Here is a 12898-nt window from a genome sequence, read left to right as displayed (position 1 = left end):
TTGCTGAAATGGCCGCGACGGGCTGAAATCGCCAGAGGCCATTCTTACATTTGGCATATTCGCATGCCACAGCTGGTGTTCTTAAGGCATGCGCCCATATTGGCGGAACTGCCGCTCGCTCAGAACCTTACTTCCGCATGCCATCTCAACGTTTTGCCCCTCCGTCCGAAGTGCCTGGTCTCGCGGCACGGCGGATCGCTGCCGACATCGTCGACGGCGTCCTGCACAAGCACCGCACGCTCGATGACCAGCTCGACGGTTCCGGCGCCCATCCCGGACTGAAGACGCTCGCCGACCGTGACCGCGCGCTGATGCGGCGGCTGGTCGCAACCATCCTGCGCCGCCTCGGCACGCTCGGCCATGTGCTGTCGCGCCTGCTCGACAAAGGCATTCCCTCCGAGGCACCGCGCGCGCAGAGCGCGCTCCTGATCGGCGCTGCCCAGATTCTCTGGATGGACGTGCCGGATCATGCCGCGGTCGATCTCTCGGTGCGCCTGGTGCAATCCGACCGGCGCGCAGCGCGCTATGCCGGCCTCGTCAACGCCGTGCTGCGCCGCTGCGCGCGCGAAGGCCAGGCGCTGGTCGAGGAGGTCTCGACGCAATCGCTCGATCTGCCGCCCTGGCTGCTGACGCGCTGGAGTGCGCATTACGGCGAGGCGACTGCGCGGGACATGGCGCTCGCGCTCGGCCACGAACCGTCGCTCGATCTCACCGTGAAGTCCGACGCTGCACAATGGGCGAGCCGGCTGCATGGCGAGGTGCTGACGACGGGATCGGTGCGGACGCTGCTGCATGGCTCGGTGACCATGCTGCCCGGCTTCGCCGAAGGACAATGGTGGGTGCAGGACGCCGCCGCCGCGCTGCCGGTCCGGCTGTTCGGTGACATCAAAGGCAAATCCATCGCCGATCTCTGTGCTGCACCTGGCGGCAAGACCGCGCAGCTGGCACAGGCCGGCGCGCATGTCACAGCGATCGACCGTTCACCCGCCCGGGTGGCACGCCTGCGCGAAAACCTGACCCGGTTGTCGCTCCAGGCCGAGACTGTCGTCGCCGACGCCGTGGAATGGGCCGGCCCGGCGGATGGCCTCGACGGAATCCTGATCGACGCGCCCTGCACCTCGACCGGGACGATCCGCCGGCACCCCGACGTCGCGTGGCTGCGGCAGGAATCCGACGTCGCCGCGATGACGGTTCTCCAGCAGCGGCTGCTGAAGAAATCCGTTTCGCTGCTCAAGCCCGGCGGGACGCTGGTCTACTGCACCTGTTCGCTGGAACCCGAAGAAGGCGAGCGGGCCGTCGCCACGCTTCTCGCCGCCGAGCCTGCGCTTCGCCGCGTGCCGATCGAGGCCAGCGAGGTCTCCGGGCTCAGCGAGATCATCACCGCCGAGGGCGATCTGCGGACCCTGCCGAGCCACCTGCCGCACGCCGACCCGAAGCTCGGCGGGCTCGACGGATTTTTCGCGGCCCGGCTCGTTAAATCCTGATTTTGCACCGGATTTTGCTACCACTGGACTGATTCGGGGCCATTCAAGGTGGTGTCCGCGGTCCGATTTTGGGATTAATAAGGATTCGTCGGAATCCTCTCCCCCTTCAAGGCAAGGCGTGTCGGTCGCTCAACGCAGACGTATCTCGACGCTGGTGATGAACCGCTTCGCGCGGAACATGCTCGCGCGCGCGAGCGGCGGTCCGGTTGCGCTGTCGCGGGTCTGGCCCGGCCGCACCGATCGGCTGATCATTGCGCCGCATGATCTGCGCACCGCGGATGCGACGCGCGCCGCCGAGATCTATGCCGGGCGCTTCGTCTTCGCCGGCAAGATCGTCAACTGCCACGGCCGCTCGATCTTCGATCTCGATCCGCCCTCGGAGGATTGGGAGGTCGCGCTGCTCGGCTTCGGCTGGCTGCGGCACCTGCGCGCGGCCGACACCGCGCTGACCCGGGCGAATGCGCGTGCGCTGGTCGAGGACTGGATCAGCAATCCCGCCAACAAGCGCCGGCCCGTCGCCCGCCGCGCCGATGTGCTGGCGCGGCGCGTCATCTCGCTGCTGTCGCAGGCGCCGCTGGTGCTCAACGACACCGACAACAAATTCTACCGCCGTTATCTGCGCGCGCTGGCACGGGAAATCCGCTTCCTGCGCTTCACCATGGTCAACATCCCGGACGGGGTGCCGAAGCTCCAGGTGCAGATCGCGCTGTGCTACACGACGCTCTGCCTCGCCAACCAGGCCCGCCACATCCGCAGCGCGTCGAAAAAGCTCTCCGACGAATTGCAGCGGCAGATTCTCCCCGACGGCGGCCACATCTCGCGCAACCCGGGCGCGCTGATCGAGCTGCTGATCGACCTGTTGCCGCTGCGGCAGACGTTTGCCGCGCGCAACATCGCGCCGCCGCCGGCGCTGCTCAATGCGATCGACCGCATGATGCCGATGCTGCGCTTCTTCCGGCACGGCGACGGTAATTTCGCGTTGTTCAACGGCATGAGCGCGACGCCGTCGGATCTGCTCGCCACGCTGCTTGCCTATGACGACACCCATGGCGCGCCGATGGCGAACATGCCGCACACCGGCTTCCAGCGGCTCGACGCCGGCCCGACCACGCTGATCATCGACACCGGCCCGCCGCCGCCGCCCGGCGTCAGCCACGACGCGCATGCCGGCTGTCTGTCGTTCGAACTGTCCTCCGGCATCAGCCGCATCGTCACCAATTGCGGCATGCCGACTACCGGCCGCGACAATTGGCGGCCGTTCGCGCGCGGCACCGCGGCGCATTCGACGCTGACCTATCACGAGACGTCGTCCTGCCAGTTCGTCGAGATGTCGGCGATGAAGCGGCTGCTGCACGGCGCACCGATCATCAGCGGCCCCCGTGAGGTGGAGAGCTATCGCGAAGTCGTCCAGGACGGCACGCTGCTCACGACGTCGCATGACGGCTATCTCGCCAAGTTCGGCGTGATCCATCGCCGCGTGCTGATGGTCGCCAATGACGGCGCGCGGATCGACGGCGAGGACACGCTGTCACCGCCGCAGGGCGCGCGCCTCAAGGGCGCCGACGCCGATTTCGCGCTGCGCTTCCATCTGCATCCCGCGGTGAAGGCGAGCCGGCTGTCGGATGCGCGCGGCGTCATGCTGGTGCTGCCGAACCGCGACGTCTGGACCTTCGAAGCGCTCGACGACAAGGTCGATCTCGAGGACAGCGTGTTCCTGGCCGGCAATGACGGCCCCCGCCGCACCGCGCAGATCGTGATCCGCCAGGATGCGCGCCAGGGGCCCTCGATCCGCTGGAGCTTTGTGCGTTCCTCGGCCTCGCCGGCGGTCACCAATGCCCGCCGCAACGCCCGGCGCGAACCGGAACTTCCGTTGTAAACAGGCACGATTCGGTCCCATCTGATCGTTGTGAAGGGCCTCGAAAACTGCTATCGAGCGCTCGTTCGCGCGACTGGCGACCTTGGATGGAGCACCATCGGGAAGCGCGACACATATCCGCCGCGCGCCTGGGCATAGACACTCCTTAAGACAGAGGATCTTGCTCATGACTGACCATCCCCGCCGCGTCACCCGCGCCCTTCTCTCCGTCTCCGACAAGACCGGCCTGATCGAATTCGCCAAGGCGCTTGCCGCGCATGATGTCGAGCTGGTCTCGACCGGCGGCACGGCGAAAGCGATCGCCGCGGCCGGCCTCAAGGTGAAGGACGTCTCCGACCTCACCGGTTTCCCCGAGATGATGGACGGCCGCGTCAAGACGCTGCATCCGAAAGTGCATGGCGGCCTGCTTGCGATCCGCGACAACAAGGAACATGCCGAGGCGATGAAGGCGCACGGCATCGCGCCGATCGACCTGCTCGTCGTCAACCTCTATCCTTTCGAAGCGACCGTCGACAAAGGCGCGGGCTTCGAGGATTGCATCGAGAACATCGACATCGGTGGCCCCGCGATGATCCGCGCCGCCGCCAAGAATCATGACGACGTCGCCGTCGTGGTCGAAGCGGACGATTACAAGGCCGTGCTCGACGAGCTCGCCGCCAACAAGGGCACAACGACGCTCAAGCTGCGCCGGCGGCTTGCCGCAAAGGCCTATGCGCGCACCGCGGCTTACGATGCTGCGATCTCGAACTGGTTCAACCGCCAGCTCGAAATCGACGCGCCCGATTTCCGCGCCTTCGGCGGCAAGCTGATCCAGTCGCTGCGCTACGGTGAGAACCCGCACCAGACCGCCGCGTTCTACGCGACGCCCGACAAGCGCCCCGGCGTTTCGACCGCGCGGCAGCTGCAGGGCAAGGAGCTCTCCTACAACAACATCAACGACACCGATGCGGCCTATGAATGCATCGGCGAGTTCGACGCCAAGCGCACTGCGGCCTGCGTCATCGTCAAGCACGCCAATCCCTGCGGCGTCGCCGAAGGCGCGAACCTCGTCGACGCCTATCGCAAGGCGCTGGCCTGCGATTCGACTTCGGCCTTCGGCGGCATCATCGCGATGAACCGCGCGCTCGATGCCGATACCGCGCGCGAGATCACGAAGATCTTCACCGAGGTGATCATCGCGCCTGATGCCAGCGAGGAAGCGATCGCCATCATCGGCGGGAAGAAGAATCTTCGCCTGCTGCTCGCCGGCAGCCTGCCCGATCCGCGCACCGCCGGTCTCACCGCAAAAACCGTCGCAGGCGGTCTGCTCGTCCAGAGCCGCGACAACGCCGTGGTCGACGACATGACCTTCAAGGTCGTGACCAAGCGTGCCCCGAGCGATGCCGAGATGCGTGACCTCAAGTTCGCATTCCGGGTCGCAAAACACGTCAAGTCGAACACCATCATCTACGCCAAGGATCTCGCCACCGTCGGTATCGGCGCGGGCCAGATGAGCCGCGTGGATTCCGCGCGGATCGCCGCTCGCAAGGCGCAGGATGCGGCCAACGAGCTGAAGCTCGCCGAGCCGTTGACCAAGGATTCGGTCGTCGCGTCGGATGCATTCTTCCCGTTCGCCGACGGCATGCTGGCCTGCATCGAAGCCGGCGCCACCGCCGTGGTGCAGCCCGGCGGTTCGATGCGCGATGACGAGGTGATCAAGGCCGCCGACGAGCACGGCATCGCCATGGTGTTCACGGGCACCCGGCATTTCAGGCACTGATACTGATCTCGCCACACGTCGTCCCGGACAAGCGCAGCGAAGCGGAGCGCTGATCCGGGACCCATACCCCCGAAGAGGCGTTTGGCGAAGACTCGGAGTGGGGCTCTCGCGTCAAACTTCTCACTGTGGCTATGGGTCCCGGCCTTCGCCGGGACGACAGCGGAGAATGGGGCAAGAGAGGAGCTAGGACTCCCGCACCCGCATCAGCAGCGCAAACCCTGTCACGAAGAACACCACCAGCACGGCCATGCCGGCCTTCTGGCTCGCGGTGGCCGCGGTGATCACGCCGATCAGCAGCGGTCCGATGAAGGACGTCACTTTTCCGGTCAGCGCGAACAGACCAAAATACTGCGCGATGCGATCCTTCGGCGCGAGATGGATCAGGAGCGTGCGTGACGCCGCCTGAAGCGGGCCGCCGGCTGCGCCGATCAGGCAGCCCAGCACGATATAGGCACGCTCGGCGGCGGCGGCGAACATCGGACCGCCCGGGACCGGCGGCGCGACCTTGACGAACAGCACGCTGTCCTTGTCGACCAGCAGGATCGCCGCGACCGCGAGCAGCAGGATCAGCAAGCTGCCGGCAATGACGCGCTTCGGCCCGAGGAAGTCGTCGAGCTTGCCGCCGAGCCACGCACCGAAGGTGCCGGCAGCGGCGAGGATGATGCCGAAGGTGCCGATCTGGATCGTGTGCCAGCCGAAGGTGCCTGCGGCATAGATGCCCCCGAACGCGAACAGCGACACCAGACCGTCGGTATAGATCATGTTGGCGAGCAGAAACGCCGCGAGCGATTTCTGCTTCGGCAGATCCTTCAGCGATCGCTTCAGATCCGCCAGGCCTTCATGCAGCGCCTCGCGCACCGGGCGCTTCGCCGGATAATCCGGCGTGAACAGGAACATCGGCGTCACAAAGACGATGAACCACAGCCCGGTCAACGGTCCCGCGGCACGATCGCCCTCGTGGGTGGCGGGATCGAGCCCGAACAGCGGCGTGAAGCCGAGCAGCGTGCGGCCAGTCTCCGGATTGGCCGCGAGGAAACCGAGCACGATGATCAGGCTGACGATGCCGCCGATATAGCCCGTGGCCCAGCCCGTGCCGGAGAGACGGCCGATGCGCTCCGGCGGCACCAGGGTCGGCATCATCGCATTGTTGAAGACGGTGGCGAACTCCGCGCCGACACTGGCCAGCGCGACCGCGATCAGCAGCGGCGGAATGATGGCGTGATTGCCGGGCTTGCCGATCCACAGCGCGCAGGAGGCCAGCACGAGCACTGCGCCGAACGCGGCGATCCACGGCTTGCGGCGGCCGGCGGCATCCGCGATGGCACCAAGCACGGGTGATAGCAGCGCGATCGCCATGCCAGCTGCTGCCATCGCAAACCCCCAGAGCGATTGACCCGTGGCGGGATCCGGCGCGATGCTGGTGGCAAAATAAGGTGCGAACACGAAGGTCGTGATCAGCGTGAAATAAGGCTGCGCGGCCCAATCGAAGAAGATCCAGCTGACGACAGCGGCGCGCGGCGGATAGGTCCGCGAGGCGCCGGCCATGCGCGCCCCCGGGGCGATCGTCGTCATCAAGCAGTCCCCATCACAAACAGTTTTGTCTCTCTTAGCGCAAACCGTATAGCATTACAGCGACACCTTTGAATTGGCCTGAAGGCCCCGCGGAAATTTGATGATGTCACTATTTTCGACACGCCGGACGTTTTTCGCTGTCATCGCCACTCTGGCGTTTGGTCTTGCATCGGCGACCGCGCAGGATGCGCGACGGGCTTATGTCCCGCCCGCGCTCGACACGGTGCATGCCGTTCCCGCCGAACACGGCATGGTGGTGGCGCAGGAGAAGATATCCGCGCAAGTCGGCGCCGACATCCTGCGGCGTGGCGGCAATGCCGTCGACGCGGCCGTCGCTACCGGCTTTGCAATGGCGGTGACTTACCCGCGCGCCGGAAATATCGGCGGCGGCGGCTTCATGGTGATCCATTCCGCCGAACGCAACGAGGACATCGCGATCGACTACCGCGAGACCGCGCCGGCGGCGACCACGGCGCAGATCTTTCTTGGAGCCGACGGCAAGCCTGATCCCGCCAAATCGCGCGACTCCGGACTTGGCATCGGCGTGCCCGGCACGGTCGCCGGCCTCGCTTTGGCGCTCGAGAAGTACGGCTCGGGCAAGTTCACGCTGGCGCAATTGCTCGAACCCGCGATCGCGCTCGCCCGCGACGGATTCATCGTCACCGATGACATCGCCGATACCCTGCCGGGCTGGTACCCGCGGCTGGCACGCTGGCCGTCCTCAACGAAAATTTTCGCAAAGCCGGATGGCAAGCCGTTTGGCGAAGGCGACAGGCTGGTGCAGAGCGATCTCGCCGACACGCTGGCGAGTGTCGCAGCGCAGGGACCACGCGGCTTCTACGAGGGCCCCGTAGCGGAGAAACTCGCCAAGGCCGTGTCCGACGCCGGCGGCATCATGACCCCAGCCGATCTGAAGGCCTATCAGGCCGTGATCCGTTCGCCGGTGCGCGGCACTTATCGCGGCTACGACATCGTCTCGATGCCGCTGCCGTCGTCAGGCGGCGTCGTGCTGGTGGAATCGCTCAACATCCTCGAAGGCTTTCAGCTCCCGGATCTGAAACAGGGCTCGCCGGCATCGCTGCATCTGTTGATCGAAGCGATGAAGCGCGCCTATGCCGATCGTGCGCGCTATCTCGGCGATCCTGCCTTCGTCAATGCACCGATCGAAACGCTTACCGCGAAGAACTATGCGGCCAAACTGCGTGCGAGCCTTTCGACCGATCGCGCGACGCCGTCGAAGGAGATCGTTTCCGCTCCGCCCGCACCGCGTGAAGGCAGCAACACCACGCATTTCTCCGTCGTCGACAGCAGCGGCAACGCCGTCAGCAACACCTACACGCTCAACTTCAGCTACGGCGTTGGACTCGTCGCCGATGGCACCGGCGTGCTGCTCAACAACGAGCTCGACGATTTCACCGCCGCCGTCGGCGCCTCCAACGCCTATGGCCTCGTCGGCTACGAGCCAAATCTGCCCGGGCCCGGCAAGCGGCCGCTGTCCTCGATGTCGCCGACCATCGTGCTGAAGGACGGCAAGCCGGTGCTGGTGACCGGCTCGCCCGGCGGCAGCCGCATCATCTCGACCGTACTCCAGGTGATCGTGAACGTGCTCGACTACAAGATGGACGTCGCCGCCGCCGTCGCCGCACCGCGGCTGCATCATCAATGGCTGCCGGACGAGGTGCGCATCGAGCGCGGCTTTCCCGACGATGTGCTGTTCGAGCTGAAGGCGATGGATCATCTCATCGTCGAGCCGATGGGACAGACCTCGGCCAATTCGATTGCGATAACGCCGAACGGCCCCTTCGGGGCACCCGATCCACGCACGCGCGGCGCGGAAGCGGCAGGACAGTAACCCTGCCCCTGCAACCCCGTCCCTGCATGGCACGACCGCGCGCGCCGGCTTGCGCCGGCCGCCGCGCGTGCTACCACCGCCCGGCCAAACGAATTTGCCGGGGAAACGCACATGACCACAGCCGATCCGACTGGGCGCATCGAACGCGCCGAGATCGAGGACACCAGCCTTCTCGCCTTCTATCGCGACATGAACGCGCCGGAGCGAAGGACGTTCTGGGCCTGCGCTGCGGGCTGGGCGCTCGACGGCATGGACTTCATGATCTATCCGCTGGTGATCGGCACCATCATCGCACTGTGGAAGGTCGATGCGGCCTCAGCCGGTCTTGCCGGCACGGTGACACTGCTGGCGTCCGCCATCGGCGGCTGGCTCGGCGGTTACCTCTCCGATCATATCGGGCGGGTCAGGACGCTCCAGATCACCATCATCTGGTTCTCGTTCTTCTCTCTGGTCTGCGCGGTCGTGCAGAATTTCGAACAGCTGTTGATCGCGCGCGCGGTGCTTGGTCTCGGCTTCGGCGGCGAATGGGCGGCAGGCGCCGTGCTGATGGGCGAAGCGATCCGGCCGCAATATCGCGGACGCGCGGTAGGCTCGGTGCAATCGGGCTGGGCGGTCGGCTGGGGCCTTGCCGTGCTGTCGCAGGCGATCCTGTTCTCACTGATGCCGGCGGAGACGGCGTGGCGCTGGATGTTCGTGATCGGCGCGCTGCCGGCGCTGCTGGTGTTCTACATCCGCCGCTCCGTCACCGAACCCGAGATCGCGGCGGAGGCCCGCGCGAAGCAGGCCGCGGCCGGCGACCGCCCCGCGCTCTGGGAGATCTTTTCGGGCCCGATCCTGAAGACCACGATCCTGGCGTCGCTCGCGGCGACGGGCTGTCAGGGCGGCTACTACGCGATCACCTTCTGGGTGCCGCAGTTTCTGACCAAGGAACGGCATCTGTCGATCGTCGGCTCCACCGGCTATCTCTCGACGCTGATCATCGGCTCTTTCATCGGCTATCTCGTCGGCGCCTGGCTCGCCGACCGGATCGGGCGACGCAACCTGTTCCTCATCTTCTCGATCGGCGCGATGGCGATCGTGCTGCTCTATACGCAGCTGCCGCTCACCAACGAGATCCTGTGGGTGCTCGGCTTCCCGCTCGGCTTCTTCGCCTCGGGCTATTTCTCGGGCGTCGGCGCGTTCCTGACCGAGCTCTATCCGACGCGGTTGCGCGGCTCGGGCCAGGGCTTTTGCTACAATTTCGGCCGCGGCATCGGCGCGCTGTTTCCGTTCCTCGTCGGCGCGCTGTCGGCATCGACATCGCTCGCCAACGCGATCGCGATCTTCGCGGTGGTGGCTTACGCGCTGTTCTTCATCGCCGCCTTCGCGCTGCCGGAGACGCGCGGGCGCGTGCTCCACGCGGACTGACGGATCATCGCGGGGCGGTGAGGAAGCTTACCGCCCCACCTGGTACGGCCCGCCCTTCTCGAGGGCACGCGCGTAAGCCGGCCGCGCATGGATGCGCTCCAGGAACGCCATCGCCTTGGGATGGCCCTGCTCGAGCCCGCCGCGGGCTTGGGCTGCTTCCAGCGGAAAGCTCATCTGGATGTCGGCCGCGGTAAACTCGCTGCCGGCGAACCATTCGCTCTTGCCGAGCTCGCCTTCCCAATAATCCATGTGCTGCTTGAGCTGCGGGTTGACCAGCGCGGTGAGCGCCTGGTTCGAGACCTTGCGCACCAGCGGACGAAGCAGCGCCGGCGCGCGCTTCGGCATCAGCGTGAACAGCAGCTTCAACAACAGCGGCGACATCGCTGACCCTTCCGCATAGTGCAGCCAATAGGTGAAGCGCAGCCGCTCCGGCGTATTCTGCGGCGGGATCAGGCGGCCGTTGCCGTAGGTCGCGATGAGATATTCGATGATCGCGCCGGACTCGGCGATGGTGTTGCCGTTGTCGGTGATGACCGGCGACTTGCCGAGCGGATGGATCGCCCGCAGCTCTTTCGGCGCACGCATGTCGGGCTGGCGCTGATAACGCACGATCTCGTAGGGGACGCCCAACTCCTCGAGCAACCACAGCACCCGCTGCGAACGCGAATTGTTGAGGTGGTGGACGGTCAGCATCGCGAGATCCTCGGGGCTTAAGCGTGGTCGGTCGGTCGCGTAGGTGCCAGCCCGGGACCGCAATGTCGAGCCATCCGGATGGGTATTTTCATCCGGGTATATTGACCTTCGCAATTTACCCGGGTATTAAATCGCCCAAGATCGTCAATATGGCAATGATTTCAATGCAGAAGATTTTCACCGCTTTCCAGGGACCGCGTCGTCTGGTGTCCGGGCCGGCAGGAGAGGTCGCGCTGGTCGTCAAGCGGGTGGCGCCGCGGCCGGACGAGCCGATCATCATCTTCGAGGACGCCACCGGCCGATCGATCGACTTCGATCTGCGCGGCGGCGACCGCGAGGTGCTGGCGCGCCTGGCGAGGCTGATCCCGCCGCCGGTCGAGGAAGATGCACCACCGACCGAGCCGCGCGGGCGCGGCCGGCCGAAGCTCGGCGTGGTCGCGCGCGAGGTGACACTGCTGCCGCGACACTGGGAGTGGCTCGGCGCGCAGCCGGGCGGTGCTTCGGTCGCGCTGCGAAAACTCGTCGACGAGGCGCGACGCGCGAGCGGCGACAAGGATCGGGAGCGGCAGGCGCGCGATGCGGCCTATCACTTCATGTCGACCATGGCCGGCAATCTCGCGCAGTTCGAGGAAGCCTCGCGCGCACTGTTCGCAGATGACCGGCGGCGCTTCACCGGACTGATCGCCGACTGGCCGACCGACATCCGCGACCACATCGTCAAACTCGCCTACGGCGACCGCGCGTAAACCGCGCGGCGCCCTCCAACAACCCCAGCGATGGCCAAGCCGCGTGTACTTCGCGCGGCAACGGCTTCGCTCGCCCTGATGAAAGGCACAGCCATGTCCGCTCCGACATCGCTCTGGAAACACTTCCTGCGCTTTCTCGCACCGTTGATGCTGAGCAACGCGTTGCAATCGCTGTTCGGCACCGTCAGCAATGTCTATCTCGGCCAGATGATCGGCGTGAACGCGCTCGCGGCGGTCTCGGTGTTCTTCCCGGTGTTCTTCTTCCTGTTCGCCTTCGTCATGGGCCTGAGCACCGGAGCCACCGTGCTGATCGGCCAGGCCTATGGTGCGGGCAAGCACGACAGAATCAAGATCGTGGTCGGCACGACGCTCGCGGTCGGCCTGCTGCTTTCAATATCGGTGGGACTGACCGGCGGCCTGTTCAGCCGGCAACTGATGATGCTGCTCGCAACGCCTGCGGACATTCTCGACGAGGCCAGCCGCTATGCGCGCATCATGCTGCTGACGATGCCGCTCGGCTTCACCTTCCTGCTGATGACGGCGATGATCCGCGGCGTCGGCGACGCAGTGACGCCGCTGCTGGCGCTGGCATTGTCGACGTCGATCGGGCTGATCCTGACGCCGATGCTGATCCGCGGCGCTTTCGGGCTGCCGGCGTTCGGCATCACCAGCCCGGCCTGGGCGGCCGCGATCTCCAATGCAGTGACGCTGCTCGCGCTCACGGCCTATCTGCTGCGGAAGAAGCACGCGCTCGCGCCGGATTTCTCACTGCTGCGACAGGTGCGGCTCAATCGCGCTATGATCGGGCAAATCCTCGGCATCGGATTACCCAGTGCGGTCGGCATGGTGGTGATGGCGATCGCCGAGCTGGTTCTGCTCGGCCTCGTCAACGGCTTCGGTTCGGACGCCACCGCCGCCTACGGCGCGGTCAACCAGGTGATGGGCTACACGCAGTTCACGGCGATGTCGATTTCGATCGCCGTCTCGATCCTCGGCGCGCAAGCCATCGGCGGCGGCGACCGTGCGCGGCTCGACGGCATCGTCCGCACCGGTCTGACGTTCAACCTCGTGCTGACTGGCGGGCTGGTGGCGTTGATCTATCTGGTGCCGCGCGCCGTGCTCGGCCTCTTCATCACGGACGGCGCCGTGCTCGATCTGGCGAAGGGGCTGCTCTTCGTCGCCTTGTGGAGCTCGGTGCCGTTCGGCCTTGCGACGACGTTTTCCGGCGCGATGCGCGGGGCTGGCGTCGCGCTGACGCCGATGCTGTTGTCGATATCAGCCATCGTCGCGATCGAGCTGCCGTCGGCGGTGATCCTGAGCCGCACCATCGGCCTCGAGGGCGTGTGGGCCGCCTATCCGATCGTGTTCTGCGCCATGTTCGTTTTGCAGATGGGCTATTACCTCCTGGTGTGGCGCAAGAAGGCGATCCGGCGCCTGGTCTGACCCTCAAGATATTATGACCATCATTAAACGGTGGACCTGTGGCGCGCCCTGCGCCACAATGGATGA

9 protein-coding genes and 1 riboswitch are annotated in these 12898 nt (G+C 65.9%); of the genes, 7 read left to right on the top strand and 2 right to left on the bottom strand.

Annotation, left to right across the window (positions count from 1 at the left end; genetic code table 11):
- Window positions 1-137: 137 nt before the first annotated feature.
- The 3 genes from NLM32_RS01570 (at window position 138) to purH (ending at window position 5119) form a co-directional block, all read left to right on the top strand.
- Entirely contained in the window at window positions 138-1484 is a 1347-nt protein-coding gene (locus tag NLM32_RS01570; protein ID WP_254127466.1) for an RsmB/NOP family class I SAM-dependent RNA methyltransferase, read from the top strand.
- Between the two features lie 157 nt (window positions 1485-1641).
- On the top strand, window positions 1642-3360 hold the full coding sequence (locus tag NLM32_RS01565; protein WP_254135180.1) for a heparinase II/III family protein: 1719 nt from the start codon (window positions 1642-1644) through the stop codon (window positions 3358-3360).
- Window positions 3361-3419: 59 nt separating this feature from the next.
- Window positions 3420-3501, top strand: a riboswitch (ZMP/ZTP riboswitch).
- A gap of 25 nt (window positions 3502-3526) precedes the next feature.
- Complete coding sequence (purH, locus tag NLM32_RS01560) at window positions 3527-5119, top strand: bifunctional phosphoribosylaminoimidazolecarboxamide formyltransferase/IMP cyclohydrolase (RefSeq protein WP_254127465.1); 1593 nt, start codon at window positions 3527-3529, stop codon at window positions 5117-5119.
- Window positions 5120-5302: 183 nt separating this feature from the next.
- Here the strand turns inward: purH and NLM32_RS01555 are convergent, their stop codons facing one another.
- A complete protein-coding gene (locus NLM32_RS01555) occupies window positions 5303-6691 on the bottom strand; it encodes an MFS transporter (protein ID WP_254127464.1) in 1389 nt (462 codons plus the stop codon).
- A gap of 100 nt (window positions 6692-6791) precedes the next feature.
- Here NLM32_RS01555 and ggt point away from each other — a divergent pair, with 100 nt between their 5' ends.
- Together ggt and NLM32_RS01545 are read left to right on the top strand one after the other, a co-directional pair.
- Window positions 6792-8543: a gamma-glutamyltransferase gene (gene ggt, locus NLM32_RS01550; RefSeq protein ID WP_254127463.1), complete on the top strand. Its 1752-nt coding sequence runs from the start codon at window positions 6792-6794 to the stop codon at window positions 8541-8543.
- 111 nt (window positions 8544-8654) lie between these two features.
- Complete coding sequence (locus NLM32_RS01545) at window positions 8655-9950, top strand: MFS transporter (RefSeq protein ID WP_254127462.1); 1296 nt, start codon at window positions 8655-8657, stop codon at window positions 9948-9950.
- A 27-nt stretch (window positions 9951-9977) separates the two neighbouring features.
- Here the strand turns inward: NLM32_RS01545 and NLM32_RS01540 are convergent, their stop codons facing one another.
- A complete protein-coding gene (locus NLM32_RS01540) occupies window positions 9978-10643 on the bottom strand; it encodes a glutathione S-transferase family protein (RefSeq protein WP_254127461.1) in 666 nt (221 codons plus the stop codon).
- A 149-nt stretch (window positions 10644-10792) separates the two neighbouring features.
- On the opposite strand from NLM32_RS01540, the gene NLM32_RS01535 reads away from it, so the two are divergent.
- Together NLM32_RS01535 and NLM32_RS01530 are read left to right on the top strand one after the other, a co-directional pair.
- Window positions 10793-11389: a DUF2239 family protein gene (locus NLM32_RS01535; protein WP_254127460.1), complete on the top strand. Its 597-nt coding sequence runs from the start codon at window positions 10793-10795 to the stop codon at window positions 11387-11389.
- Window positions 11390-11482: 93 nt separating this feature from the next.
- Window positions 11483-12832 (top strand): MATE family efflux transporter, encoded by a 1350-nt coding sequence (locus NLM32_RS01530; protein WP_254127459.1) that lies wholly within the window; start codon window positions 11483-11485, stop codon window positions 12830-12832.
- The last annotated feature ends 66 nt before the right edge of the window (window positions 12833-12898 follow it).

The organism is Bradyrhizobium sp. CCGUVB14 (assembly GCF_024199935.1).
Taxonomy (GTDB): Bacteria; Pseudomonadota; Alphaproteobacteria; order Rhizobiales; family Xanthobacteraceae; genus Bradyrhizobium.
This window is presented reverse-complemented; position numbering and strand designations above follow the sequence as displayed.

Excerpts from the sequence above, each read along its gene's own strand:
- NLM32_RS01570 (WP_254127466.1), top strand. The coding sequence starts at position 138 with ATGCCATCTCAACGTTTTGCCCCTCCGTCCGAAGTGCCTGGTCTCGCG.
- NLM32_RS01565 (WP_254135180.1), top strand. The coding sequence starts at position 1,642 with ATGAACCGCTTCGCGCGGAACATGCTCGCGCGCGCGAGCGGCGGTCCG.
- purH (WP_254127465.1), top strand. The coding sequence starts at position 3,527 with ATGACTGACCATCCCCGCCGCGTCACCCGCGCCCTTCTCTCCGTCTCC.
- NLM32_RS01555 (WP_254127464.1), bottom strand. The coding sequence starts at position 6,691 with ATGACGACGATCGCCCCGGGGGCGCGCATGGCCGGCGCCTCGCGGACC.
- ggt (WP_254127463.1), top strand. The coding sequence starts at position 6,792 with ATGATGTCACTATTTTCGACACGCCGGACGTTTTTCGCTGTCATCGCC.
- NLM32_RS01545 (WP_254127462.1), top strand. The coding sequence starts at position 8,655 with ATGACCACAGCCGATCCGACTGGGCGCATCGAACGCGCCGAGATCGAG.
- NLM32_RS01540 (WP_254127461.1), bottom strand. The coding sequence starts at position 10,643 with ATGCTGACCGTCCACCACCTCAACAATTCGCGTTCGCAGCGGGTGCTG.
- NLM32_RS01535 (WP_254127460.1), top strand. The coding sequence starts at position 10,793 with ATGGCAATGATTTCAATGCAGAAGATTTTCACCGCTTTCCAGGGACCG.
- NLM32_RS01530 (WP_254127459.1), top strand. The coding sequence starts at position 11,483 with ATGTCCGCTCCGACATCGCTCTGGAAACACTTCCTGCGCTTTCTCGCA.